Raw genomic sequence first — 26,510 nt, 5'->3', positions numbered from 1 at the left:
GCGGGCAGGCCCAGGTCGCGGCGGTGACCCGGGCCTGCTGTTCGTGTCGCGCGGCGGTGGTCGCCCCTGAACGCGCGGTGGCGTCGGGCACGCCGTAAAGCGCTCGGGACGCGTGTGAGTCCGGGCGTGGCCCGGACTCACGCCGTCGTGCGGCGGTTCTGTCGGCTCAGAGGAGTTCGAGAATCGTCGCGTTGGCCATGCCGCCCGCCTCGCACATCGCCTGCAGGCCGTAGCGGATGCCGTTGTCGCGCATGTGGTGGACCAGCGTCGTCATCAGGCGTGCGCCCGAGCCGCCGAGGGGGTGTCCGATCGCCATCGCGCCGCCGTTGGGGTTCATGAGCGCGTAGTCGGCGCCGGTCTCCCTCAGCCAGGCCAGGGTGACCGGGGCGAACGCCTCGTTGATCTCGAACGCGCCGATGTCGCCGATGGACAGGCCCGAGCGCTTGAGTGCCTTGGCGGTCGCGGGGGCCGGGCCCAGGGCCATCGTGACCGGGTCGCAGCCCGCAAGGACTGCCGTGTGCACGCGCGCCATCGGTGTCCAGCCCTGCGCCTTCGCGATCTCCGGGGTGGTGATGAGCAGCGCGGCGGCGCCGTCGGAGATCTGCGAGGAGTTGGCCGCGCTCACCACGCCGTCCGCCTTGAACGGTGTCTTCAGCGTCGCGAGCTTCTCCAGTGTCGAGCCGCGCCGTACGCCCTCGTCGGTGTCGAAGACCCGCTCGGCGCCGTCCTCACCGGTGACGGTGACGGGGGCGATCTGCGCGGTGAAGCAGCCCTCGTCGACGGCGCGGGCGGCGCGCTCGTGCGAGTCCAGGGCGTGCTGGTCGAGTTGGGGGCGGGTGAACCCGTACCGCTCGGCGATCAGCTCGGCGCCCACGCCCTGGTCGAACTGGCCCTGGCCGTCGGGGAAGTAGCGGTTCATCACGGAGGGGCCGTACGGCGTACCCGCCCCCGGGGCGCTGCGCGCCGCGCCCATCGGAACGCGGCTCATCGACTCGACACCGCCCGCGACGGCGATGTCGTACTGCCCGGCGATTACCAGGCCCGCGGCGAAGTGGACCGACTGCTGGGACGAGCCGCAGGCGCGCGAGACGGAGACGCCGGGCACTGACTCGGGCCAGCCGGCCGCGAGCGCCGCGAACCGGCCCACGACGCCGGCCTGCTCGCCGACCTGGGAGACGGTGCCCCACACGACGTCGTCGACCAAGGCGGGGTCGAGCCCGGTGCGCTCGGCGAGGGCGGTCAGGACGTGGGCCGACAGATCCACCGCGTGGATGCCGGAGAGGGAACCGCCGCGCTTGCCGACGGGGGTGCGCACGGCGTCGACGATCACTGCGTCACGCATGGGCTGCTCCTGGGGGAGGGCTGAAGGATGGGCGAGAACCGGCGTCAAGTTATTTCTCGCTAACTTGGCTGACCTCTCGCATGGTGCGCCATTAGAGCCCTTGACAGCAAGGCAACCGGAGGTAAAAGTGAAACTCGGCTAACCCAAGGTCAGGAGATGCAGGCATGCCGTGCACGGTATTCGGCGAGGAGCACGAGGTGTTCCGCGAGATGGTCCGGGACTTCCTCGGGAAGGAAGCGGTCCCGCACCTGGAGGAGTGGGTCACGGCCAAGGCTGTCTCCCGGGACTTCTACAAGAAGCTCGGGGAGCTCGGCGTCCTCGGCATCGAGGTGCCCGAGGAGTACGGCGGCGGGGCGCAGAGCAGTCACCATTTCGGCGCGGTGTTCGCCGAGGAGGTCGCCCGCGCCGGTGCCACCGTCGGCACCGCCATGACGCACGCCAACATCATCCTGCCGTACCTGCTGCACTTCGGGACCGAGGAGCAGAAGCGGCGCTGGGTCCCGGGCTGTGTCTCCGGCGACCTCATGCTGTCCATCGCGATGACAGAGCCCGGCACCGGCTCCGACCTCGCCGGCATCCGGACGAAGGCCGAACTGTCCGCGGACGGGACGCATTACGTCCTCAACGGCGCCAAGACGTTCATCACCGGCGGCACCCAGTGCGACCTCGTCCTCGTCGTGTGCCGCACCGCGCCCGCCCCGGCCGACAACCGGCGCAAAGGCCTGTCGATCCTCGTCGTCGACACCACCAGTGAGGGCTTCCAGGTCGGCCGGAGCCTGGACAAGATCGGCCTGCACGCCTCCGACACCGCCGAACTCTCCTTCACCGACGTCAAGGTGCCGGTGGACAATCTCCTCGGTGAAGAGGGCGAGGGCTTCTTCTACCTGGGCCGCAATCTGGCGCGCGAGCGGCTCGTCATCGCCGTCCAGGCCGCCGCCGCTGCCGACGCCGCGGTCCGTTTCGCCAAGGAGTACACCCAGGACCGCGAGGTCTTCGGCAAGGCGGTCGCGTCCTTCCAGAACACCAAGTTCGTACTCGCCGAGTGCGCCACCGACGTCGAGGCGGCGCGGCTGATGGCGTACGAGGCGCTGGAGCGCGACGCCCGGGGCGAGCTGAGCGCCGACTACGCCGCGATGGCGAAGCTGCACTGCACCGAGGCCGCGAGCCGGGTCATCGACAAGTGCCTTCAGCTGCACGGCGGTTACGGCTACATGCTGGAGTACCCGATCGCCCGCCTGTACGCCGATACCCGCGTCATGCGGATCTACGGCGGCACCAGCGAGGTCATGAAGACGATCGTCGCCAAGTCGATCGGCCTCTGAGGCCACCTCCGTTCCCTTCGACTCCCACCCACTGTCCACACAGGAAGCAGGAAGCAACCATGCAGATCAACGGAGTCTCCGCCGTCGTCACCGGCGGCGCCTCGGGCCTCGGCCTGGCCACGGCCACCCGCCTCGTCGAGTACGGCGCCCAGGTCGTCCTCCTCGACCTGCCGACCTCCAACGGCGAGGCGGTGGCCAAGGAGCTCGGCGAGCGCGCCCACTTCGTCGCCGGTGACGTGCGCAGCGCCGACGACGCCGCACGTGCCGTCGCGACCGCCGCCGCCCAGGCTCCGCTGCGCGTCACCGTCAACTGCGCGGGCCTCGGCAAGGGGGGCAGGACGGTCGGCCGCGACGGCACGCCGTACGCCCTGGAGGACTTCGAGTTCGTCGTCGGCGTCAACCTCATCGGCACCTTCAACGTGCTGCGCCTCGCGGCCGCCGAGATGGCGAAGACGCAGGAGGTCGACGGCGAGCGCGGCGTCATCATCAACACCGCGTCCGCGGCCGCCTTCGAGGGGCAGATCGGGCAGTGCGCCTACTCCGCCTCCAAGGGCGGCATCGTCGGCATGACCCTGCCCATCGCCCGCGACCTGGCCGCCGCCAAGGTCCGGGTGATGACCATCGCGCCCGGCCTGTTCTCCACACCCCTGCTCAACAAGAAGCCGCAGAGCTTCCTCGACGCGCTCGGCGCCCAGGTGCCGCACCCCTCGCGGCTCGGCGACCCGGCCGAGTTCGCCCACCTGGCCACGTCGATCATCGAGAACCCGATGCTGAACGGTGAGACGATCCGCCTCGACGGCGCGATCCGGATGGCCCCCAAGTAGACCGTCACCCACCCCTCGCCGCCCGGAGTCAACTGTGTCTGAGATCAACCCTGTTCAACGTGTCGCCATCGTCACCGGTGCCGCGCGTGGCATCGGTGCCGCGACCGCCGTACGTCTCGCCGCCGACGGATTCGCCGTCGCCGTGTTCGACCTGGACGAGGCCGCGTGCGCCGCGACCGTCGCGACCATCGAGAAGGACGGCGGGCGCGCCCTCGCCGTCAACTGCGACGTCTCGGACGCCGCGCAGGTCGAAGCCGCTGTCGCCCGAGTGGACGCCGAACTCGGAGCACCCACCGTCCTCGTCAACAACGCCGGCATCGTCCGGGACAACCTGGTCTTCAAGATGACCGACCAGGACTTCGACTCGGTCATCGGCGTCCATCTGCGCGGCGCCTTCCTGGTGGCCCGTGCGGTGCAGCGCCACCAGACCGCCGCAGGCTGGGGCCGCACCGTCAACCTGTCCTCGTCCGCCGCCCTCGGCAACCGCGGCCAGGCCAACTACTCGTCCGCCAAGGCCGGCCTCCAGGGACTGACCAAGACCCTCGCCATCGAGCTCGGCCCGTTCGGCGTCACCGTCAACTGCGTGGCACCCGGCTTCATCGCCACCGAGATGACCGAGGCCACCGCGCAGCGCATGGGTATCACGTTCGAGGAGTTCACCGACCGGTACGCCAAGGCCATTCCGGTACGCAGGGGCGGCCGGCCCGAGGACATCGCCCAGGCCGTCTCCTTCTTCTGCCGCGAGGAGGCCGGATTCGTCAACGGCCAGATCCTGTACGTCGCCGGTGGGCCCAAGGGCTGACACGTCGCCACCGCCACCGCCACCGCCGCATCCTCTGCCAACGACGCCTGAGGGAAAGCCACATGGAACTCACGGGCCTGCATCTGCCCGACGCGATCCGCCTGCACGCCCGGGAGCGCGGCACGTCCGCCGCGCTCGTCTGCGCGGACCGCACGATCCGCTACGCCGATCTGCACACCCGCACCAACCGGCTCGCCCGCGCCCTGCTGGCCGCGGCCCCCGCCGGATCGCGGATCGGCTTCCTTGCCCGGACGCGTACCGAGGCGGGCGAGATCGTGACCGCCGCGGGCAAGGCCGGCCTGGTGGCCGTCCCGCTCAACTGGCGGCTCGCCGTACCGGAGTTGACGGCCGTGGCGCGCGACGCCGAGCTGCGGGTCCTGCTCGTCGAAACGGAGTTCAGGGCGGCGGCCGACGCCGTGCGCGCGGCCCTGACCGGCCTCCGCCTCGTCGCCATCGGACCGTCCGACGACCCGGACGTCCCGGCGTACGAGAGCTGGCTCGCCGCCCAACCGGACGACGACCCGGGGCGCGGCGGTGCGGCGGATGCCGACGAGGTGTTCCTGCAGATCTACACCTCCGGCACGACCGGCCTGCCCAAGGGCGTGCTGCTCACCCACGGAAACTTCTTCGCCGACGGCACCGAGCTGGAGGAGTACCTGTGGGACGCCGATTCGGTGGCGATCAACGCCCTGCCGATGTTCCACATCGGCGGCCTCGGCTGGCTGCGTGTCGCCCTGACCGCCGGGGCCGCGAGCCTCATGGTCCCCAACTTCACCCCCGAGGGCGCGGCCGAGGCCATCGAGCGGGCAGGCGTCACGCATGCCTTCCTCGTCCCCTCGGTGCTGCACCTGCTCACCGCGCTCCCGGACATCGACCGGCGCGACTTCTCCCGGCTGCGGCTGATCACCTACGGCTCCGCGCCCGTCACACCGGCCCTGCTACGCCGCTCCATGAGCGTCTTCGGCTGTCACTTCATGGGCAAGTACGGGCTGACCGAGGGGGGCGGCACGGTCACCCAGCTGCCGCCGGAGGACCACGCGGGCGACGGGTCAAAGCGCCGGCTGCTCAGGTCCGTCGGGAAACCGCGCCGCGGCGTCGACGTCATGATCGCCGACCTCACGACCGGTCGCCCCGTTCCCGCCGGGACGCCCGGCGAGATCCGCGTCCGCTCCCGCCACAACACGCCCGGGTACTGGAAGCGACCGGACGAGACGGCCGAACTGTACGACGCAGAAGGCCTGTTGAGGACCGGAGACGGCGGATACCTCGACGAGGACGGCTACCTGTACCTCACCGACCGGATCAAGGACATGATCGTCAGCGGTGGCGAGAACGTGTACCCGGCCGAGGTCGAGGCCGTCCTCGCGGAACACCCGGCGGTCGCCGAGAGCGCGGTCGTCGCCGTGCCCGACCCGGTGTGGGGCGAGGCCGTTACGGCCGTGGTCGCACTGCGGCCCGGCGTCGCCCGCCCCACCGCGCAAGAGCTGATCGAGTTCACGCGGCCGCGCATCGCCTCGTACAAAAAGCCACGGAACGTCCACTTCGTCGACGCGCTGCCCCGCAATCCGGGCGGCAAGGTCCTCAAGCGCGAACTGCGCGCCTCGCTCATCCAGTCACCGCTGGTCACCGACAGATTTACTCATTCGTTCGACGAGAGAGGGACGGCCATGGCCGATCTCGAGTACACCGTCCGCGACGGGATCGCGACCATCCTGCTCAACCGCCCCGACCGCAAGAACGCCTTCACCATCGAGATGGTGCACGCCTGGGCGGACGCGCTGATCGAGGCCCAGCGCGACCCGGAGGTGCGGGTCATCGTTGTCACGGGCGCCGGGGGGTCCTTCTGCTCAGGTGTCGACCTCTCCGCCTTCAAGGGGGAGCAGCGGGCGCCGCTCGGCGAGAAGGAACTCCTCACCCAGAACGTGCACCGGGTCGCGCTCGCCCTGGAGGACGTCGACAAGCCGGTCATCGCTGCCGTCGCCGGGCCCGCCGTCGGCGCCGGGATGGACATGGCGCTCCTGTGCGACCTGCGCTTCGGCGGCCGCTCCGCCCGCTTCTGTGAGGGATACATCAAGGTCGGCCTGGTGCCCGGCGACGGTGGCTGCTGGCTCCTGCCGCGCGCCGTCGGCACCTCCACCGCCCTGCGCATGCTGTGGACCGGCGACTTCGTCGGCGCCGACGAAGCGCTGCGCATCGGCCTGGTCGACGAGGTCCACGACGACGAAGACCTGATGGACGCGGTGTACGCCTACGCCGCGCGGCTCGCCGAGCGCCCGCCCGTCGCGATCCGCACCATCAAGCGCGCCGTCCGCCAGGGCGCCCGCCACGACCTGCGCACGGCGCTCGACCTGGTCTCCTCGCACATGGCCGTGATCACCTCCACCGAGGACTCCGCGGAGGCGTTCGCCGCCTTCCAGGAAAAGCGCCCCGGCGTCTTCACCGGCCGCTGAACCCCCTCGCCCGAAAGGCCCTCATGCAGCACATCCCAGATACGGATCCCTGCGCCGAACTCCGTTCGCAGGTACGGCAGTTGACCACGCAGTGGCGGGACGCCGGACGCTACGCGCCCCGCAGCGACTCCTGGCTGCGCTCCTTCGACCTGGAGTTCAGCAAGGAGCTTGCCGCCCGCGGTCTCATCGCGATGACGTACCCGAAGGAGTTCGGCGGCGCGGGGCGCACCAACGTCGAACGCCTCGCCGTCACCGAGGAGTTGCTGCGGGCAGGTGCGCCGGTCGCCGCGCACTGGATCGGCGACCGGCAGATCGGCCCGGCCGTCCTGCGGCACGGTACGCGCGAACTCCAGGAGGAGATCGTGCCGCGCATCGCCTCCGGCGACGCCGTCTTCTGCCTCGGCATGAGTGAACCGGAAGCCGGCTCCGACCTCGCCTCCGTACGCACCTCCGCGGAGGCCGTCGACGGTGGCTGGCTGGTCACCGGCCACAAGATCTGGACGACCCAGGCCCATCAGGCCACCCACGCCTATCTGTTGGCGCGGACCGCGCGCGGGGAGCGCAAGCACGACAGGCTGACCGAGTTCATCCTCGACATGGACAGCGAGGGCGTGAGCGTCACCCCGATCGTCGACCTCGCGGGCGAGCACCACTTCAACGAGGTGCGCTTCGAGAGCGTCTTCGTCCCCGCCGGGCGGGTGCTCGGCGAGGTCGGCCGCGGCTGGAAGCAGGTCGTCGAACAGCTCTCCTTCGAGCGTGGCGGTGCCGAGCGCGCCCTGTCCAGTTACCCCGTCCTCGTGGAACTGATCGCAGAGACCGCCCGGCAGCGTGACGACCGTGAACTGCACGCCCTGCTGGGCGAGTTGGTCGCCCGCCTCGCCGTTCTGCGCCGCCTGTGCTTCGAGGTCGCCCGCGCCATGGACGACGGGCAGGCCCCCGTCCAGCAGGCAGCCGCGCTGAAGTACCTGGGCAACGCGTTCGAGCGCGATGTCATCGAGGCGCTGCGCCGCACCGACCTGTGCCAGGACCCGGCCTTCGACTCCGTCTTCGGGCAGGCCCTGCTCGCTTCGCCCGCGTTCGGACTGCGCGGTGGCGCGGCCGAGGTCCTGCTCTCCCTCATCGCCCGACAGGAGGCCCGCGCATGAGCGAGTTCGCCGAAGAACTGCGGAGCCTGGTGGACGGCCTGGCCGCCACGGACGACACCTCCAAGCTGTGGGACAACCTGGTCGAGCTAGGCCTGCCTCGCGTCGGCATCGACGAGGACAAGGGCGGCTCGGGCGGCCACCTCGACGACCTGCTTGTGGTGGCCGAGGCCCTCGCCGGGCACGGCATCGGCGTCCCCCTCGTCGAGGCGGCCACCGCCGACTGGGTGCTCGCTCACGCGCGACGCCTCGACGCCGATCAGGCCACGGTCCTCCTTCTCGACAAGGCGCCGGACAGGGGGTCCGCAACCGCAACCGTCACGGCGGAGCTCAACGCGGTCCCGTGGGCCTGTGATTCCGCCCAACTGGTGCTGTGTGCCGAGCAGTTCGGGCCCGTCGTCGTCGACCTGCGGCACCCTTCTGTGAGCGTACGTCCCGGCGAGAACGTCGCCGGTGAACCGCGCGACACCGTGTTCCTGACGGACACCCCTGCCCCGCGCCTCGACGAAGCGCCCGGCTACGACGCGATCCGCGAGCGGCTCGCCCTCCTGTGGTCGGCGGCCGTGCTCGGCGCCGCCCACGGCGCCTACCGGCTCACCAGGTCGTACGTCGCGGAGCGGGAGCAGTTCGGCGCGCCGCTGCTCAAGATCCCGGCGGTTTCCACGAACTTGGCCCGCATGCGGGTCCAGCTCGTCCAGGCCGACGCGGCGCTGGCCCTGGCGCGCGAGTCGCCGCCACTCGGCGGAGCCGTCGACATCGCCCGGCTCACCACGGCCGCCGCGGCCACCGAAATCGCCCAGCTGGCACACCAGTTGCACGGCGCCATGGGCATCACCGCCGAGTACCCGCTGCATCACCTCACGCGCCGCCTGTGGGCCTGGCGCGACGCCGTCGCGAGCGAGCGGCACTGGGCCGAGCGCCTCGGACGCCGCGCCGCCGAGGCCGGCGAGAGCGGCGTCTGGACCCGTATCACCACCCCTGCACCCACCTCCATGGACGGCGAGGACTGAGCCCATGACCCACACCACCCCTGATCTCGACTGGGGCGACACCGGTGACCAGGCCGCCGCCACCCGTGGCCTGGTCGACAAGCTGGAGCCCTGCGTCGTACGCAACGAGGCGGGTCGGGTCGTCTGGGACAACGACCGCTGGGACTTCCTGACCAAGGACGACTGCCCCGACACCGTCCACCCGAGCCTGTGGCGACAGAGCGGCCTCAACACCGCGCAGGGCCTCTTCGAGGTCGTACCCGGCATCTACCAGGCCCGGGGCCTCGACGTCTCCAACATGACGATCATCGAGGGCGACACCGGTGTGGTCGTCGTCGACCCGCTGACCTCCAAGGAGGTCGCCGAGGCGGGCCTGGCGCTCTACCGGCGCAACCGCGGTGAGCGCCCCGTGAAGGCCGTCATCTACACGCACAGCCACGGAGACCACTTCGGCGGCGTGCTCGGCGTCACCACCACGGAGGCGGTCGAGGCCGGCGAGTGCGCGGTGATCGCCCCCGAGGGGTTCATGCAGCACGCGGTCAGCGAGAACATCTTCGCGGGGCCGGCCATGCTCCGGCGCGCCGTCTTCATGTACGGCCGCTCGCTGCCCGTCGGCCCCGAGGCGGCGGTCGGCTTCGGCCTGGGGCAGGCCTTGTCCACCGGAACCGTCGGCCTTGTTCCTCCGACCCAGGACATCACCGGGACGGGCCAGGAACTGGTGCTCGACGGGGTGCGTCTCGCCTTCCAGCTCACCCCTGACACCGAGGCTCCCTCGGAGATGAACTTCTACCTGCCCGACCACCAGGTCCTGCTCATCGCCGAGAACGTCAACCACACCCTGCACAACGTCCTCACCCTGCGCGGCGCCCAGGTCCGCGACGCCCACGCGTGGGCCTCGTACATCACGGAGTCGATCCAGCTCTTCCCGGAGGCCGATGTGCTCATCGGCTCCCACAACTGGCCGACCTGGGGGCGGGAACAGGTCATGCGGATGCTCACCGAGCAGCGTGACGCGTACGCCTACCTCCACGACCAGACCGTGCGGCTGATGAACCGCGGACTGACCGGCACCGAGATCGCCGAGGAGATCCAGGGCTTCCCCGGCGAGCTGGGCCGGGCCTGGAGCGCGCGCGGCTACTACGGCTCCATCAGTCACAACGTCAAGGCGATCTACCAGCGCTACATGGGCTGGTACGACGGCAACCCGGCACACCTGTGGCAGCACCCGCCGGTCGAGCAGGCCGAGCGGTACGTCACCGCGATCGGCGGCGCGGACGCCACGGTCGAGTCCGCCCGCAAGGCGTTCGAGGGCGGCGACCTGCGCTGGGCCGCCGAACTCCTGAACCACGTCCTGTTCGCCGAGCCGGAGCACCTGGCCGCCCGGGAGCTGCAGATCGCCACGTACGAGCAGCTGGGGCACGCCCAGGAGAACGGCACCTGGCGCAACATCTACCTCACCGGCGCGAAGGAACTGCGCGAGGCGGGACAGGAGAGGCGCGGCAAGGGCGCACCCCGCGTCGACAGCATCGACATGCTGGCGGCTCTCGGCACCGGGCAGATCTTCGACTCGATGGCCGTACGTCTCGACGGCCCGCGCGCGGCCGCCCACCGGCTGCTGCTGCGCTGGGAGTTCACCGACACCGACGAGGTGTGGACCCTGCTCGTCGGCAACGGCGTCCTCACGCCGATGCGCGGCGACGCCCCCGGCGGCGAGGCGCCGCAGCTGACGCTGCGCCTGGCGCGGACCACGCTCAACTCGGTGCTGGCTCAGCACGCTTCATTCCCCGAGGCGATCGGCTCCGGAGCCGTCACGGTGGACGGCGACGTCACCGTCCTGTCCACCTTCCACGGCCTGCTGGAGAACCCCGCGCGCAACTTCCCGATCGTGCTGCCGTAGCGGCCGGGTACCCGAAGGGGCCGGGCGGAGTCACACTCCGCCCGGCCCCTTTCGCCTGCCCGGAAGTCTCAGGACTCGGCCGCTCGCTTGCGCAGCTCCGACTTGAGGATCTTGCCGGTGGCCGACAGCGGGAGTTGCTCCACGATCACCAAGTCCCTGACGCGCTGATAGGGGGCGACGCGCTCGGTGACGTACTCCATCAACTCCCGTGCCAGGAAGTCCGGTTCGGCCGTGTGTGCCTCGGTCTTCAAAGTGACGAAGGCTACCGGGATCTCGCCGTGCTCCGCGTGCGGCCGGCCCACGACGGACACCTGGGCGACCGCCGGGTGCTCGCGCAGGATGTTCTCCAGCGGGCCCGGGTACACGTTGTAGCCCTTGTAGATGAGCATGTCCTTCGCCCGGCCCACCAGCGACAGCCAGCCCTGCTCGTCGAGCGTGCCGAGGTCTCCGGTACGCAGCCAGCCGTCGACGTACTGCCCCGCGGTGAGCTCCGGGTGGCCGAGGTAGCCGGCCGTGACCTGCGGGCCCCGGACCCAGACCTCGCCTTTCCCGCCCGCCGCCTTGGGCGTGACGCCGTCCATGTCCCTGATCTGGATCTCGGTGTCGAAGAGCGCCAGGCCGGTGCTGCCCTGCGGACGGGGCAGCGTCGTGTCCAGCGGACTGATCGCGACACCCATCGTGGCTTCGGTCAGCCCGTAGCCGTCACTGACCACGGCGTTCGGGAAGATCTCCGTGAGCTCCGCGACCGCGGCCGGGTTGATGGGTGCGGAGCCGCTGCTGACCACACGTACGCATGTCAGGTCGCGCTCCCGCACGTCCGCGACGGCCAGCAGTGCATGGCACAGGGCCGGGGAACCCGTGATGGCATGGACACGCATCCGCTCGATGGTGTCCAGATACCTGACCGCGTCGAACCGGCCGAACACCACCATCGAGAGCCCCGCGGCGGCGAAGACGCTCTGGCTGACCATGCCCATGCCGTGGAAGAGCGGAGCGATGGAGATGCCGGTCGCCGCGCCCAGCGGGATGTGGTGCGCGGTCCGGGCCTCCGGCACATGGCGCAGCATGATGCGGCCCTGCTCGTCCGTGAACGGGACGGCGGCGCTGCGCCAACATGCCACCTGGAGCACGTTCTTGACCAGGTTGCGGTGCAGGACCCGTACCGCTTTGGGGACGCCCGTGGTTCCGCCGGTGAACGCCAGGTGCGCCACCATGTCGCCGGACACTTTCGCCGGCGGAGTCGCCGGAGCCTTCATCAGGTCGTCGAACGCGAGGGTGGGCACCGCGAAAGCGGTGTCCGGCCGGTCGGCGGCAGGCGCCGCGGCCGTCGGGGGCGTCACACAGACGAACCGGATGCCGGCCGACCCTTCCAGAGCCTGCGCAAGCGGTGTCGCGACCGCGGGGTGCGTGAAGGCCGCGACCGCGCCGGAGTCGTCGAGCTGTTGGCGCAGGGCGAGCGCCGGCTGGGTGGGATTGAGCGGCACCACGGAGGCGCCCGCCAGCAGGGTGCCGTAGTAGGCGACCGTGAACCAGACCGAGTTGGGCAGGTGGAGGCCGATGGCGTCGCCCGGTGCGATGCCCTGGTCGCGCAGCCCCTGGGCGACCCGCAACGCGCGTTCGTGCAGCTGGGCGAAGCTCAGCCGCACCTCGCCGTCGATCAGGGCGGTCCGGTCGGGGTAGGCATGGGCGGAACCGGCGAGAAGGTCCGCGATGGTGCCGTCGGGATAGTCGAGCGTGCGGGGCAGCCCTGCGGGCCAGGCGGTGGTCATGCCAGAACTCCTTTGTCCGGTCATGCCCGAGCGTTGTCTCGGGACTCTAGTTGTGGATCACCCGGTGTCCTCGTAGCTGGGCCGTCAGCGTCCGGTCCAGGTGGGTCGGCGCTTCTCGGCGAAGGCGCGCGCCCCCTCCTTGGCCTCGACCGAGGCGAACACCGGGGCGCACGCGGCGGTGTTGCGGGTCCACGTCTCCTCGGCCGGCCAGCCGAAGGACTCGGTCACGATCTGCTTGGTCGTGCGGACGGCGAGCGGCCCGTTCGCCGCGATCCGGCGGGCCAGGGCCAGCGCGCCGTCCAACGCCCCGCCCGCCGGAGTCAGTTCGTTGACCATGCCCAGGTCGTACGCCCGCTGGGCGTCGAGGAAGTCACCCGTCAGCGCGTACTGCATGGCGATGTTGGCGGGGATCTTCCGCGGCATGCGGACAAGGCCGCCACCGGCGGCGATCAGGCCGCGCTTGGTCTCCGGCAGGCCGAACCGGGCGCTCTCGGCGGCGACGACCAGATCGCAGGCGAGGGCCAGTTCGGTGCCGCCGCCGAGCGCGTATCCCTCGACGGCGGCGATCAGCGGCTTGGCGGGCGGGGTCTCGGTCACGCCGCAGAAGCCGCGGCCCGGGATGCCCGAGCGCTCTCCGGCGGCCAGCGCCTTGAGGTCGGCGCCCGCGCAGAACGTGCCGCCCGCGCCGGTGACGACGCCGACGACGAGGTCGTCTCGGGCGTCGAGTTCGTCGACGGCCGCGGCGACCGCGTCGGCGACGGCGCGGTTGACGGCGTTGCGTGCCTCGGGGCGGTTGATCGTGATGACGGCGACACCGTCGTCGAACGAGGTGAGGACGAGGTCGGACATGGTGGTTCGGCTCCTTAACGGGAGGAGGGAAGGGGGAGTTCGGACGCCGTGGGCCGGGCCGGGCGCACCACCGTCTCCTGCACGACGTGCGCGAGGAGCCGGCCGTCGACGCTCCACACGTCGGCGAAGGCGAGCCCGCGCCCGTCGCCCGCGGTGGGGCTGCGCTGGGTGAACAGCATCCATTCATCGGCGCGGAACGTCCGGTGGTACCAGACCGCGTGGTCGAGGGAGGTCAGGAACACCGAGGCCGGTGTGTCCCGCAGCATCCGGGGCAGGTCCGTCGACAGGGCGACGGCCGGGGCGAGGAAGAGGTCGGAGGCGTACGTGAGCGCGCAGGCGTGCAGCAGCGGATCGTCGGACAGCCGCTCGCGCGAGCGGATCCACAGCTTCTGCTTCGTCATGCCGGGCACGGGCTCGGCGGGCCCGGGAACGTACCGCATGTCCAGGACGCGACGGAACTCGGCCTGCACGTAGTCGTCGGGGTTGGTGCGCTCCCAGACCTCGTACAGGTCGGGGAGTTCGTCGGGCCCGGGAGCGCTCGGCATCGCGGGCTGTCGGTCGTCGGTGTGTTCCGGCCGCTTGAACGAGGCGGACAGCGTGAAGACGGTCGCGCCGTCCTGCGCCGCGGTGACCCTGCGCGACAGATACGAGGATCCGTCCCGCACCCGCTCCACGCGGTAGTCGAGCGGGCGGGACGTGTCCCCGGCGCGCAGGAAGTAGCCGTGCAGGGAGTGCACGGCCCGGCCGTCGGGCACGGTGCGGCCCGCCGCCGTGAGGGCCTGACCGCCGAAGGCGCGCAGCGGAACGCCGTCATGGCACCAGCCGCGGAACAGGTCCCGGTCCAGTCGCTCCAGGCCGAGGAACCCGCCGAAGTCCTGGCGTCCAGCCAGCGGCGTCGCGTGCAACACCAGGCGCCCTCAGAGGAGTTCGAGGATCGTGGCGTTGGCCATGCCGCCGCCCTCGCACATGGACTGCAGGCCGTAGTGGATGCCGTTGTCGCGCATGTGGTGGACGAGCGTGGTCATGAGGCGGGCGCCGGAGCCGCCGATGGGGTGGCCGATGGCCATCGCGCCGCCGAGCGGGTTCATCCGCCCGTAGTCGGCGCCGGTCTCACGCAGCCAGGCCAGCGTGACAGAGGCGAACGCCTCGTTGATCTCGTAGGCGCCGATGTCGTCCAGGGCGAGACCGGCCTTCTTGAGCGCCTTGGCGGTCGCCGGGATCGGGCCCTTGAGCATGGTGACCGGGTCGGTGCCGGTCACGACGGCGGTGTGGACGCGGGCCATCGGGGTCCAGCCCTGGGACGCGGCGAACTCGCTGGTGGTGACGAGCAGGGCGGCGCTGCCGTCGGAGACCTGCGAGGCGTTCCCCGCGGTGATCGAACCGTCAGTGCGGAAGGCCGGCTTGAGCCCGGCCAGGGTCTCCATGCTGGAGCCGCGCCGTATGCCTTCGTCGGTGGCGAAGACGGCGCCGTTGTCCAGGGTGACGGGGGCGATCTGCGCTGTGAAGCGGCCCTCGTCGACGGCGCGGGTGGCCCGCTCGTGGGAGTGGAGGCCGTGCTGGTCCATCTCCGCGCGCGTGATGCCGTACTCATCGGCGATCAGTTGGGCGCCCATTCCCTGGTTGAAGCGGACGCCGTCGTAGCGGGCGAAGACGTCCGGGCCGAACGGTTCGCCGAAACTGCCGTCGCCGCGCGTCGTCCCGAGCGGGAGTCGGCTCATGATCTCGACGCCGCCGGCCACGGCCACGTCGTACTGCCCGGATACGACCCCGGCCGCCGCCTGGTGGACGGCCTGCTGTGACGAGCCGCACTGCCGGTCGACGGTCAGCCCCGGCACGCTCTCGGGCCAGCCGGCCGCGAGCACGGCGGCCCGTCCGACACAGCCCGCCTGCATGCCGACCGCCGAGGCGCAGCCCCAGATGACGTCGTCGACGAGGACCGGGTCGAGGTGGTTGCGCTCGGCCAGCGCCTTGAGAACGTGCGCGGAGAGCGAAGCGGAGTGCAGCGTGGAGAGCGAGCCGCCGCGCTTGCCGACCGGGGTGCGTACGGCGTCGACGATCACTGCGTCGCGCATGAGGGTCCTCCTGGGGAACGTGGGGCAGACAGCGGGCAACGGGCTCAGAGCCCGAGGTCCTTGGCGATGATCGTCTTCATGACCTCGCTGGTCCCGGCGTAGATCCGGTTGACGCGGGTGTCGGCGTATAGGCGGGCGATCGGGTATTCGAGCATGTAGCCGTAACCGCCGTGCAGTTGAAGGCACTTGTCGATGACGCGGCCCGCGACCTCGGTGCAGAACAACTTGGCCCGGGCGGCGTCGGCGGGCGTCAGTTCGCCCGCCGCGTGCTCGGCCAGGGCGCGGTCGACGAGGCACTGCGCGGCGTCGACCTCGGCGGCGCACTCGGCGAGCACGAACTTGGTGTTCTGGAACCCGGCCACCGGTCTGCCGAAGACCTCGCGCTCCTGTACGTAGTCCCGGGCGAGGCCGATCGCCCCGGCGGCGTTGGCGTAGGCGCCGACGGCGGCGCCGAGACGCTCCACGACGAGGTTGTGCGTCAGGTACGAGAAGGCCGCGCCCTCCTCCCCGAGGAGGTTCTCCACGGGGACGCGGACATCGGTGAAGGACAGCTCGGCGGTGTCCTGTGCCCGCAGACCGATCTTGTCCAGCTTGCGGCCGACCGCGAAGCCCTCCGAACCCGTGTCCACGCACAGGATCGACAGACCGGCGCGCCTGTTCCCGGGGTCGTACGGCGTCGTGCGGCACACGACCAGGATCAGATCCGCCCGAGCGCCTCCGGTGATGAAGGTCTTGGCGCCGTTGAGAACGTAGTGCGTGCCGTCGTCCGAGAGTCGCGCGCGGGTGGCGATGCCCGCCAGATCGGAGCCGGTTCCGGGCTCGGTCATGGCGATGGCGGTCATGATCTCGCCGGAGAGGAAGCCGGGCAGCCAGCACCGCTTCTGCCGGTCGCTGCCGAACTTCAGCAGATAGGGCAGTACGAGGCAGGTGTGCACGGACTCCGCGCCGAGGACGATGCCCACCCGCCCGCACTCCTCGCGCAGCACGGCCAGGTACGTGAGGTCGGTGACGCCCGCGCCGCCGAACTCCTCCGGCACGTTGATGCCGAACACGCCCAGCGCGCCGAGCCTGCGGTACAGCTCGCGCGGGACGTGGCCCTGACGCTCCCAGTCCGCGTAGTGCGGGACGACCTCGTCGGCGAGGAACGCCCGGATCGTCGTACGGAAATCCTCATGGTTCTCGGTGAACACGGTGCGACGCACGGTCACGTTCCTTCCTGGCCTGCCCGACCACGGGCCGCTCGGCCTCGGCCTACTCGACAGGCATCGCCGAACGGCGCCTAAGTTAATTCGCAATAACCTCTGTGTCCAGAGTCTTGATTGCATATTCCCAGTAAGAAGGCTGCTTGGCCTCGGTGTCGTGAGTCAACGCTTGCCAATGTGACGAATGCAGAGCAGTCTTCCTGCGTGACCGAGATCCTGGAACATCACACGCTCTTCATCGGCGGCCGCTGGGTCGAACCCGCCGGGTCCGACACCATCGAGGTGGTCTCGCCGGTGACCGAACAGGTCGTGGGCCGCGTCCCGCACGCGACCCCGGCCGACGTGGACCGCGCGGTCGCCGCCGCACGCGCCGCGTTCGACCAGGGGCCCTGGCCCCGCATGGCACTCGCCGAGCGCGCCGAGATCGTCAGCCGCGCCAAGGACGCCCTGGCCGCCCGCCACCGCGAACTCGCCGAACTGATCAGCGTGCAGAACGGTTCCCCGACGCTGTTCGCCGTCCGCGGGCAGGCGCTGTCCGCCGTCGGCGTCTTCACCACGGCACTCGCTGCCGCCACGCGGTTCCAGGAAGAGGGCGAACGTCAGGGAACCGGCGGCCCCGTCCTCGTACGCCGCGAGCCCGTCGGCGTCGTCGCCGCCGTCACCCCGTGGAACGTGCCCCAGCTGACCATCGCGGGCAAGCTCGCCCCGGCGCTCCTCGCGGGCTGCGCCGTCATCCTCAAGCCGTCGCCGGAGACGCCGCTGGACGCGAACTGGCTGGCGCAGGTGTGCGCGGACGCCGGACTGCCCGACGGCGTCCTGAGCGTGCTGCCCGCCGACCGCGAGACCAGCGCCTACCTGGTGGCGCACCCCGGCATCGACAAGGTCGCGTTCACCGGCTCCGTCGGCGCGGGCAAGGCGATCATGACGGCGGCCGCCCAGAACCTCACCCGGGTATCCCTGGAACTGGGCGGCAAGTCCGCCGCGATCGTCCTCGACGACGCGGATCTCTCCGTCGCGGTCCCGGCGATCGTCGGCGGTACCTGCGCCGCCAACAGCGGCCAGGCGTGCGTCGCCCTCACCCGCGTCCTGGTCCCGGCCTCCCGCTACGACGAAGTGGCCGCGGCCCTGACAGGCGCCTTCGCGGCGCTCAAGGTCGGCGACCCGGCCGATCCGACGACCGTCGTCGGCCCGATGGTGACCAAGGCGCAGCAGCAGCGGAACCTCGACTACATCCGCATCGGCCAGGAGGAAGGCGCGAAGATCCTCACCGGCGGCGGCGTCCCCGAGGGCCAAGGCACCGGCTGGTACGTCGAACCGACCCTCTTCGGCGACGTCTCCAACGACATGCGGATCGCCCGCGAGGAGATCTTCGGCCCCGTCGTCTGCCTCATCCGCTACAAGACCGAGGAGGAGGCCGTCGAGCTGGCCAACGACTCCGAATTCGGCCTGTCCGGCGCCGTGTTCGGGTCCGACACCGAGCGGGCCACCGCCGTCGCCCGCCGGATCCGCACCGGCACCATCACGGTCAACGGCTTCCGTCTCGATCTCGCCGCGCCCTTCGGCGGCTACAAGAACTCCGGCATCGGCCGCGAGTTCGGGCCCGAGGGGCTGGCCGCCTACTTCGAGCACAAGACCGTCAACCTGCCCGCCCCGGCCCGGTCCTGACTTTCCCAACCCCCTTACTCAAAAAGGAGTTTCGCGCATGCACGCAGCAGTCCTGCACCAGACCGGCGACGAGACGCTGGACGTCGTCGACGCCGAGACCGTCTCCTTCGGCCCCGGCCGGGTCCGCGTCAAGATGCACAAGGCCGGCCTGTGCCACTCCGACGTGTCGGCCATGAGCGGGGTGCTCACCCACCCCGCCCCGTTCGTCCCCGGGCACGAGGGAGCCGGCGAGGTCGTCGAGGTCGGCGAGGGCGTCACTCATGTCAAGGCGGGCGACCGCGTCATCGTCTGCTGGATGCCGCCCTGCGACAGGTGCCCCTCGTGCAAGAGGGGTGAGGGTCACATGTGCCGCAGCGGCTACCGCAACCTCGGCACGCCCAACTTCCATACGGGACACGCCGGATCGGACGGGACGACCGTGCCCGGCATGCTCGGCGCCGGCACCTTCGCCGAGGAGACGGTCATCGCGGCCTACGCGGCCATCCCCATCCCCGACGACGTCCCGTACGAGATCGCCGCGCTCATCGGCTGCGGCGTCACCACCGGCGTCGGTGCCGCCCTCAACACCGCGAAGGTGAAGCCGGGTTCGTCGGTCGTCGTGATCGGCCTCGGCGGAGTGGGCATCAGTATCCTGCAGGGGGCCAAGGTCGCGGGCGCGGCGCAGATCATCGCCGTGGATCCCACAGCGAACCGCCGCGACTGGGCCCTGAAATTCGGTGCCACCGAGGCTGTGGCGCCACAGGACCTGGCGGCGACCGTGAAGCGGCTCACCGGTGGCTTCGGCGTCGACTACGCCTTCGAGGCCGTCGGAAAGTCCGCCACCCTGCGCGCCGCGTACGACGCGACCCGCCTCGGCGGCACGGTCTGTCTGGTCGGCGCCGGCTCCCGTACCGACCTGCCCGACATCAGCATGGCGGAGCTGGTCATGAGCGAGAAGGCGATCCTGCCCTCGTTCTACGGGGGCGACGACATCCGGCGTACGTACGCCACGATCATCGACCTGTGGCGCGCGGGCCGCATCGACCTCGACTCGATGATCACGCACCGTGTCCCGCTCACGGACATCAACGAGGCGATCCGCCAGATGCACACCGGTGAGGCGTTGCGAACCGTCATCGACATCGCCGAGTGACGTCAGGGGCAAGGAGCCGTGCGGTCGGACGCGACCGTGGCACACCGCACGGCCCTTGCCCGGAGGGCTCGCGCCGTTCACTCGAACGGCCGACCTGCCTCGCGGTGCTGAGCGCCCACGGGGAGCGTGGCTGTCAGTCGAACTGGCCCACTGTGTCCGGCGCCCAGAACAGGCAGGCCCGGCCGCCGCGGGCAGGAGGAGCCGTCATGGCCTACACGCCCAAGGGTGCGACGCCCGCCACCGCCGAAGTCAACCGCGCGGCCGTCGCCCGGTATGCCATGGACGACCGGCAGGACTTTGCCGACAACGACCGCGGGTTCATCGCCCCGTTCCCCGACAAGCTGTACGCCACCGATGGCCGCGTCATCTTCGACGCGAGCCGGTTCGACTACATCGCCGACGACGCCCCGGCACCGGACACCGTGAACCCGAGCCTGTGGCGCCAGTCGCAACTCATGCGCAAGGGCGGCCTGTTCAAGGTCGTCGACGGCATCTACCAGGTGCGCAACAACGACATCGCGAACCTCACCGTCGTCGAGGGTGACACCGGACTGGTGGTCGTCGACTGCATGGCCTCGGTCGAGGCGGCCACGCAGGGCATGGCCATGATCCGCGAGCACGTCAGCGACAAGCCGGTGGCCGCGGTCGTCTACACGCACACCCACATCGACCACTACGGCGGCGTCAAGGGCGTGGTCAGCGCCGAGGACGTCGCGTCGGGCAAGGTCCCGATCGTCGCTCCAGGCACCATCGCCTCCTTCGACAAGCACGCCATCGGCGAGAACGTGATCGCCGGCAACGCCATGTCCCGCCGCGCGTCCTACGCCTTCGACAGCCTGCTCGACTACTCCGCGACCGGCTGCGTGACCTGCGGCATCGGCATCACGACCGTCCCAGGTGTGACCGTCTCCTACATCTCGCCGACCGACGCCATCACGGAGACCGGCGCCAGACGTGACCTGGGCGGCCTCGAATTCGAGTTCCTCTACGCCCCGGACACCGAGGCGCCCGAGGAAATGCACATCTGGATCCCGCAGTTGGCCGCCCTCACCTGCGCCGAGAACGCCAACCACTCCCTCCACAACGTCCAGACCCTGCGCGGCGCCCGCACCCGCGACGCCCGCAACTTCGCCCGCTACCTCGACGAGACGCTGGAGCGATGGGGCGACGAGGCACAGGTGCACTACGGCCCGCACACCTGGCCGGTGTGGGAGAACGAGGCTGTCACCTCGTTCCTGGCGTCACAGCGTGACACCTATAAGTACATCCACGACCAGGCGCTGCGCCTCGCGAACAAGGGATACACGCCTCTGGAGGCGGCCGAAGTCATCGAACTGCCAGCGGAGTTGGGTCGCAAATGGTTCAACCGCGGCTACCACGGCACGCTTCACCACGACGTCCGCGCGGTGTTCACCAAGGAACTCGGCATGTGGGACGGCGACCCCGTGTCCCTGCACCCGCACCCGCCGACCGAGTCGGCCCGCCGCTTCGTCGACCTGATCGGCGCGGACCAGGTCCTGGCCGAGGGGCGGCGGGCCTTCGACGCGGGCGACTACCGCTGGGCCGCGCAGATCCTGCACGCCCTCGTCTTCGCGCAGCCGGACAACCAGCCGGCCCGCGACCTCCAAGCCGACGCCTACGAGCAGATGGGCTACCAGGCCGAGGGGCCGCAGTGGCGCGGCATCTTCCTCACCGCGGCCAAGGAACTGCGCGAGGGAGTCCAGCCTGCCACGTTCGCCACCGCGAGCCCGGACACGATCCTCGCGATGCCCATCGACATCCTCTTCGACTACGTCGCCGTCCACGTGGTCGGCGACAAGGCAGCACAGACCGACCTGCGCATCGACTTCTGCTTCACCGACACCGACACCGACGCCGATAACGGCGAGACGTGGACGATGTGGGTCGCGCGCGGCGTCCTCAACGCTCGTCGCGGTGCCTCGCCGGACACACGACTCACCGTCACGGGCCCCAAGGCGGCACTGGTGGGTGTGCTGCTGAACCCGGCGGGCGCGGCCCCGCTCGCCGAGGCCGGAAAGATCAAACTCGACGGCGACGACACCGTCCTTCCGGCGCTGGCCGAGCTCATCGACACGTTCGACCCCAACTTCGACATCGTGACGCCCTGAACGGGCAGCAGTCTGCCGATGGCCTGGGATGCGCCCGCCGCGCACGATGGCCCACAGCATGGGCCTGACCTGCGGCCACGCCAACCTGGGGCACGTTGGTCAGCATCACCCGTTGGGGTCCGAACCCGCGTGGCAGCCGCCGCGGCCCCGCACGGTGGAGGTCCTTCGTGTCAGACGGTGTCCGTCGGCCAGTCCATGAGGCGGGCGCCGATCACCGCGGTCTGGAGCGTGTAGCGGTCGGCCGGGACCGCCGGGTCGATGCCCGTGAGCTGGTGGATGCGGGCGAGGCGATACGTGAACGCCCGTACGCTGAGCGAGAGTTGGCGGGCCGCTTCGGCCGACACGCAGCCGGAGTCGAAGTACGCCATGAGCGTGTCGATCAGCGGCTGGGCGCCGCCGCGTGCCTGGTGCAGCGGGCCCAGCGTGTTGTGGACCAGGTCGGTCATGGCCTGCCGGTCGCGCGTGAGGACGGGGTAGACGAGGAGGTCGGCCGAGTGCAGCACCGGGGTGTCAAGGCCCAGACGGGTGGCCAGGTCGAGCGCGCCCAGCGCCTCCTCGTAGGACTGGACGACGCCGCCGGGCCCTGACTGCGGGCGGCCGATGGCGACCTGGCCGCCCTCGGCAGCGGCGTACGCCTGCTTGGCGAAGTAGGTGAGGACCTCGCTCTGGTCACCGGGGGCGATGCAGACGAGCCGCCCTTCCTTCGTGGTCAGCAGGATGTTCCGGTTGCCGAAGCGTGCGATGACCGCGCTTTCGATCTCGCGCGCGACGGTGTCGCCCTCCTCGTACGCGGCGTCGCCGCGGGCCACCGCAATGGCGTGCTCGCCGGACAGGCGCAGCCCGAAACGCTCGGCGCGCTCGCCCAGTTTGCCCAGGTCGCTGCGGCCGTAGAGCAGGTCGTCGATGAACTCGCGGCGTGCCGCTTCCTCCCGGCGCATCGTCTGGCGCTGCGCGCGCTCGTACCCTTCGGCGAACGCGTCGATGGCCTGCGCGCTGGCCGCGACGACGGCGTCGACCGTCACCCTGGCGCCGATGTTGCCGGTGTGCGTCCGCGCGAGATGGGCGGCGACCAGGGCACGCAGCCCGAGCCCCGCCTGCGCGGCGCGCTCGCCCAGCGCGCGGCGCGCGTCGAGTTCGTCCCGGGTCAGCCGGCGTCCCGTGGCGGCGGCGTCCGCCACCGCCTGCACGTACCCGTCCAGATACCCGTCGGGTACGTCCTGCTGCGACGTCATGCCCACCCCCCATCGCCGTGCCTTCTACTCCCCGGACTTTTTAACGTATGCGCAAGTAGGCATCAAAATCGCGTAAAGATTGCCGGGATCCGGAAGGTACTTCAGGTGGTTGCCCATGACAACGTTCAGGGCAGCACACAGTGCACGCGGAAACAGGAGAGCCAGGGGGTCAGTGACATGACGTGGTTTCTCGGGCTCGGCATCGCGGGAGTGGTGCTGCTCGTCCTGTCCCTGGTGCTCGACGGGGTGCTGGAGGGGCTCTTCGACGGGATCGGGGCCCTGGACGGGCTCTTCGACGGACTGCTGTCGCTGCCCGTGATCGCCGGCTTCGTGTCGATGCTCGGGTTCGGCGGCGCGATCGTGCTCGGCACCACCGACCTCGGTGCTGGGCCCGCAACCGCAGTCGGCGCCGTCGCGGGGGGCGGCGCCGGCTGGCTGACGTGGAAGGTGACCCGCGCGCTGATGCGCGACCAGACCGCGGTGACACCCCGCGGCGCCGACCTCGTCGGCAGCGCGGGCACCGTCGTCACCGCCATCCCTGTCGACGGATACGGCGAGGTGCTGCTGCACCTCGCGGGCCAGCCGACGAAGTTCTCGGCGAAGAGCGCGGTCGCGGTAGGCCGCGGCGCCGAGGTGTGGGTGGCGGACCTCCTGTCGCCGACCTCGGTCGAGGTCCGCACCGTCGACCGCTGACCACCGTCCGCGGGCACCGCCACGAACCATATGAACCGCACGCACCATCACCAACCGACTGCCGTTCGCCGGGAGGCGAGGGGGCAGAGGGGGAAGCCATCATGAGCCCTGTCACCATCGCCGTGGCCGGAGTCGTCGTACTCCTGGTCCTGCTGGCGCTCGTCGTCATCACCCGCTACAAGGTCGCGGGGCCCAGTCAGGCGTTCATCGTCACCGGGCGGCGCGGCAAGAAGTCCACCGACCCGGAGACCGGCCACGTCATCACCGACAACAGCGGCCAGAAGGTCGTGGTCGGCGGCGGCGTCTTCGTCGTCCCGTTCGTACAGCAGAAGTTCACCCTTGACCTGTCCTCGCGGCACATCCCCGTCGCGGTGCGCGGCGCGGTCACTCTGCGCGGGGTCAAGGCGCACCTCGAAGGCGTCGCGATCGTCAAGGTCGGCGGCACCGAGGACTCGATCCGGGCGGCCGCCCAGCGCTTCCTGATGCAGCAGGACGGCATCGTCGGCTTCACCCAGGAAGTGCTGTCCGGTGCGCTGCGCTCCATCGTCGGACGCATGTCGGTGGAGGACGTCATCCGCGACCGGGCCGCGTTCGCCGGGCAGGTCGCCGAGGAGGCGGAGGCGTCGCTGTCCGGACAGGGCCTGGTCCTGGACGCGTTCCAGATCCAGGACATCACCACTGAGGGTTCGTACCTGGAGGACCTGGGCCGGCCCGAGGCCGCCCGCGCCAGGCAGGAGGCGGACATCGCCGAGGCCGTCGCACGCCGCGCCGCCGAGCAGGCGCGGCTGAAGGCCGAGGAGGAGATCGCGATCGCGCAGCGCACGTTCGCGCTGAAGCAGGCCGAGATCAAGGCGGAGACCGACCAGGCCTCCGCGCAGGCGAACGCGGCGGGCCCGCTCGCCGACGCCGCCCGGCAGCAGGAGGTGCTGACCGAGCAGGAGAAGGTCGCCCAGCGCCAGGCCGCCCTGACCGACCGCGAGCTGGACACCAAGGTCCGCAAGCCCGCCGACGCCGCCCGCTACCAGGCGGAGCAGGAGGCCGAGGCCCGCCGGATCGGCCTGGTGAAGCAGGCCGAGGCGGACGCCGAGCGGTCCCGCCTGACCGGTGAGGGCGAGAAGGCGCACCGTGCCGCGCTCGCGGACGCGGTCCGTCTCGAGGGTGAGTCCGAGGCGGCGGCGATCGGTGCGAAGGGCGCCGCCGAGGCCGAGGCCATGCAGAAGAAGGCCGACGCGTTCGCGCAGTACGGCGAAGCGGCCGTGCTGCAGATGCTGGTCGAGGTGCTGCCGCAGGTCGTCGCCAAGGCGTCCGAACCGCTGAGCGCCGTCGACAAGATGACGGTGATCTCCACGGACGGCGCGAGCCAGCTGTCCCGTACGGTCACCGACAACGTCGCCCAGGGCGTGGAACTTCTGAACTCCACGACCGGCGTCGACCTCGCCGCGCTGCTGAAGAACCTCACTGGCGGCAAGGGTGCGGCGGTGCCTGCCCCGAAGCCCGCCGAAGCGGCTGCCGGCGCCGAATCGGCGAACGGCCACATCGAGATCACCGACTGACCGTCTGACTGGTCGTCAACGGCTTAACGTTCGTTCGGCACGGGGCTCCCCGCCCCTCGTGGGAGAAGCGGGGAGTCCCTGCCGTACGAGTTCCGCTGCGGGCTCGGCGATGGGGACACGCGGCGCTACGATGACGGCGCCGTCGCCGGCTGTACGGATGTTCAGTGGCGGGGCGGACTGAGCGGCCCAGCAGATCGGAGCATCGTGTCCACTCGCCCCGCAGGTCACAAGGCGATCATCGAGGCCGCCCGCGAAGAGTTCTCCGAGCAGGGCTACGGGGCCACCTCGATCCGCGACATCGCGGGGCGCGCCGGGGTCAGCCTCTCCGCGCTGTACTACTACTACAAAGGCAAGCAGGACCTGCTCGTCGCCATCCTCGAAGAGGGCCTCGACGCCTACTTCGGCGCCTGCGGGACCGCGCTCGAAGAGGCCGGCGACGATCCCGCGGAGCAGCTGGAGGCCCTCGTCACCGCGACGGTCCAGTTCCGTATCGAGCACCCGGTCAAGAGCAGCATCGTGCTGACCGAGGGCCGCAGCCTGGAACCCGAGCACCTGGCCCGCTACCGCAAGAACGAGGAGCGCGGCACCCAGCAGTTCCGTGAGGTCATCGAACGGGGCGTCGCCGACGGCGTGTTCCTGACCCCCCACCCGGACGACGCCCGCCGCGCGGTGATCGCCATGTGCAACGCCATCGCCCAGTGGTACCGCACCGACGGCGAGGTCACCCCGGGCGAACTCGTCGACCGGTACGTGTCGTTGGCGCTGACGGTGGTGGAGTACCGGCCGCGCTCCGTCCGGCGCGCGGGCCGCAAGTGAGGACGGTCGGCGCACCCGACGGTGGGTCGAGTACCTACCGCAGGGCCGCTGTCACCAGGCCCTCCAGGGCCTCGCGCGGTACGTCGCCCCCGCTCACGAGAGCGTCGAGGATCAGGCCGTCGACGCAGGACAGCAGCGTGTGCGTGCGGGTCTCGGCGTCCGCGACACCGCGCTCGGCGAGGAACGCGCGAACCGCCTCGCGGCCGGCGTTCTCGCGGGCGACGAGGATCTCCCGCAGTTCCGGGTCGCGCACGCTCTCGACCGTGCAGGCGTAGCGGGCCAGCGAGCGGCGGCGGCCCTTGCCTGCGAGACGCCGACGGGCCAGCAGCGCCAAGCCGTTCACGATGTCGTTCGCGGTGCGCAGTGGGACGAGGTCCTCGGCCGTCGACTGCAGCTCCGCCTGGTCGAGTTGGGCGAGGCGCGTGACGAGTGCGGTGAGCAGAGCGGCCCGGGTACGGAAGTACGCCGATGTGGTGCCTGTCGGCAGGGCGGCTCGGCGGTCCACCGCGCGATGGGTGAGGCCGCGGATCCCGTCGTCGGCGAGTACGTCGAGCGCCGCGTCCGCGAGGAGGGTGCGCCGGTCGATTGCCCTGCCCGTTGTCGCCATGGCTCATTTCTACACCTGTAGAG

21 protein-coding genes are annotated in these 26,510 nt (G+C 70.8%); 13 read left to right on the top strand and 8 right to left on the bottom strand.

The genetic code is table 11. The annotated features are described in order from the left end of the window. Positions 1-166 precede the first annotated feature (166 nt). Positions 167-1,342, bottom strand: a complete 1,176-nt coding sequence (locus ABT004_RS00645; protein ID WP_351330405.1) for a thiolase family protein — start codon at positions 1,340-1,342, stop codon at positions 167-169. A 164-nt stretch (positions 1,343-1,506) separates the two neighbouring features. Here ABT004_RS00645 and ABT004_RS00640 point away from each other — a divergent pair, with 164 nt between their 5' ends. The 7 genes from ABT004_RS00640 (at position 1,507) to ABT004_RS00610 (ending at position 10,768) form a co-directional block, all read left to right on the top strand. After that, positions 1,507-2,664, top strand: coding sequence for an acyl-CoA dehydrogenase family protein (locus ABT004_RS00640; RefSeq protein ID WP_351330403.1), 1,158 nt, complete (start codon positions 1,507-1,509; stop codon positions 2,662-2,664). Between the two features lie 59 nt (positions 2,665-2,723). Continuing rightward, positions 2,724-3,488, top strand: a complete 765-nt coding sequence (locus ABT004_RS00635; RefSeq protein WP_351330401.1) for an SDR family NAD(P)-dependent oxidoreductase — start codon at positions 2,724-2,726, stop codon at positions 3,486-3,488. Positions 3,489-3,531: 43 nt separating this feature from the next. Continuing rightward, positions 3,532-4,290 (top strand): SDR family oxidoreductase, encoded by a 759-nt coding sequence (locus tag ABT004_RS00630; RefSeq protein ID WP_351330639.1) that lies wholly within the window; start codon positions 3,532-3,534, stop codon positions 4,288-4,290. A gap of 62 nt (positions 4,291-4,352) precedes the next feature. Continuing rightward, the gene (locus tag ABT004_RS00625) at positions 4,353-6,740 is read left to right on the top strand and encodes an AMP-binding protein (protein WP_351330399.1); all 2,388 of its coding nucleotides are present in this window, start codon (positions 4,353-4,355) and stop codon (positions 6,738-6,740) included. Between the two features lie 23 nt (positions 6,741-6,763). Further along, complete coding sequence (locus ABT004_RS00620) at positions 6,764-7,885, top strand: acyl-CoA dehydrogenase family protein (RefSeq protein WP_351330397.1); 1,122 nt, start codon at positions 6,764-6,766, stop codon at positions 7,883-7,885. Next, a complete protein-coding gene (locus ABT004_RS00615; RefSeq protein ID WP_351330396.1) occupies positions 7,882-8,892 on the top strand; it encodes an acyl-CoA dehydrogenase family protein in 1,011 nt (336 codons plus the stop codon). The genes ABT004_RS00620 and ABT004_RS00615 overlap by 4 nt, the downstream gene beginning before the upstream one ends. Before the next feature lie 4 nt (positions 8,893-8,896). Next, complete coding sequence (locus ABT004_RS00610; RefSeq protein ID WP_351330394.1) at positions 8,897-10,768, top strand: alkyl/aryl-sulfatase; 1,872 nt, start codon at positions 8,897-8,899, stop codon at positions 10,766-10,768. Positions 10,769-10,836: 68 nt separating this feature from the next. Here the strand turns inward: ABT004_RS00610 and ABT004_RS00605 are convergent, their stop codons facing one another. The 5 genes from ABT004_RS00605 to ABT004_RS00585 all read right to left on the bottom strand — a co-directional run bounded on the left by ABT004_RS00605 (position 10,837) and on the right by ABT004_RS00585 (position 16,660). After that, positions 10,837-12,537 carry a class I adenylate-forming enzyme family protein gene (locus ABT004_RS00605; protein WP_351330392.1) on the bottom strand — a complete coding sequence of 567 codons (1,701 nt, stop codon included), beginning with the start codon at positions 12,535-12,537 and terminating at the stop codon, positions 10,837-10,839. A gap of 84 nt (positions 12,538-12,621) precedes the next feature. Then, on the bottom strand, positions 12,622-13,386 hold the full coding sequence (locus ABT004_RS00600; RefSeq protein WP_351330391.1) for a crotonase/enoyl-CoA hydratase family protein: 765 nt from the start codon (positions 13,384-13,386) through the stop codon (positions 12,622-12,624). Positions 13,387-13,400: 14 nt separating this feature from the next. Then, on the bottom strand, positions 13,401-14,294 hold the full coding sequence (locus tag ABT004_RS00595; RefSeq protein ID WP_351330389.1) for an acyl-CoA thioesterase: 894 nt from the start codon (positions 14,292-14,294) through the stop codon (positions 13,401-13,403). A gap of 9 nt (positions 14,295-14,303) precedes the next feature. Then, a complete protein-coding gene (locus tag ABT004_RS00590; RefSeq protein WP_351330387.1) occupies positions 14,304-15,458 on the bottom strand; it encodes a thiolase family protein in 1,155 nt (384 codons plus the stop codon). A 44-nt stretch (positions 15,459-15,502) separates the two neighbouring features. After that, the gene (locus ABT004_RS00585) at positions 15,503-16,660 is read right to left on the bottom strand and encodes an acyl-CoA dehydrogenase family protein (protein ID WP_351330385.1); all 1,158 of its coding nucleotides are present in this window, start codon (positions 16,658-16,660) and stop codon (positions 15,503-15,505) included. Positions 16,661-16,864: 204 nt separating this feature from the next. Here ABT004_RS00585 and ABT004_RS00580 point away from each other — a divergent pair, with 204 nt between their 5' ends. The 3 genes from ABT004_RS00580 (at position 16,865) to ABT004_RS00570 (ending at position 21,586) form a co-directional block, all read left to right on the top strand. After that, entirely contained in the window at positions 16,865-18,325 is a 1,461-nt protein-coding gene (locus ABT004_RS00580; RefSeq protein ID WP_351330383.1) for an aldehyde dehydrogenase, read from the top strand. A gap of 37 nt (positions 18,326-18,362) precedes the next feature. Beyond that, complete coding sequence (locus tag ABT004_RS00575; protein WP_351330381.1) at positions 18,363-19,457, top strand: zinc-binding dehydrogenase; 1,095 nt, start codon at positions 18,363-18,365, stop codon at positions 19,455-19,457. A gap of 206 nt (positions 19,458-19,663) precedes the next feature. Further along, positions 19,664-21,586 carry an alkyl/aryl-sulfatase gene (locus ABT004_RS00570; protein ID WP_351330379.1) on the top strand — a complete coding sequence of 641 codons (1,923 nt, stop codon included), beginning with the start codon at positions 19,664-19,666 and terminating at the stop codon, positions 21,584-21,586. 170 nt (positions 21,587-21,756) lie between these two features. On the opposite strand, the gene ABT004_RS00565 is transcribed toward ABT004_RS00570, so the two are convergent. Further along, positions 21,757-22,818, bottom strand: a complete 1,062-nt coding sequence (locus ABT004_RS00565; RefSeq protein ID WP_351330378.1) for a PucR family transcriptional regulator — start codon at positions 22,816-22,818, stop codon at positions 21,757-21,759. Positions 22,819-22,995: 177 nt separating this feature from the next. Between ABT004_RS00565 and ABT004_RS00560 the strand changes: the two genes are divergently transcribed. The 3 genes from ABT004_RS00560 (at position 22,996) to ABT004_RS00550 (ending at position 25,880) form a co-directional block, all read left to right on the top strand. Beyond that, positions 22,996-23,511: an NfeD C-terminal domain-containing protein gene (locus ABT004_RS00560; RefSeq protein ID WP_351330376.1), complete on the top strand. Its 516-nt coding sequence runs from the start codon at positions 22,996-22,998 to the stop codon at positions 23,509-23,511. A gap of 101 nt (positions 23,512-23,612) precedes the next feature. After that, positions 23,613-25,064: a flotillin family protein gene (locus ABT004_RS00555; protein ID WP_351330374.1), complete on the top strand. Its 1,452-nt coding sequence runs from the start codon at positions 23,613-23,615 to the stop codon at positions 25,062-25,064. 204 nt (positions 25,065-25,268) lie between these two features. Next, complete coding sequence (locus ABT004_RS00550) at positions 25,269-25,880, top strand: TetR/AcrR family transcriptional regulator (RefSeq protein WP_351330372.1); 612 nt, start codon at positions 25,269-25,271, stop codon at positions 25,878-25,880. Between the two features lie 34 nt (positions 25,881-25,914). On the opposite strand, the gene ABT004_RS00545 is transcribed toward ABT004_RS00550, so the two are convergent. Next, positions 25,915-26,487: a TetR/AcrR family transcriptional regulator gene (locus ABT004_RS00545; RefSeq protein WP_351330370.1), complete on the bottom strand. Its 573-nt coding sequence runs from the start codon at positions 26,485-26,487 to the stop codon at positions 25,915-25,917. Between the last annotated feature and the right edge of the window lie 23 nt (positions 26,488-26,510).

The organism is Streptomyces sp. NPDC002790 (assembly GCF_040295505.1).
Taxonomy (GTDB): Bacteria; Actinomycetota; Actinomycetes; order Streptomycetales; family Streptomycetaceae; genus Streptomyces.
Note: the sequence above shows the minus strand (reverse complement) of the source record. Positions and strands in the feature narration are given on the sequence as shown.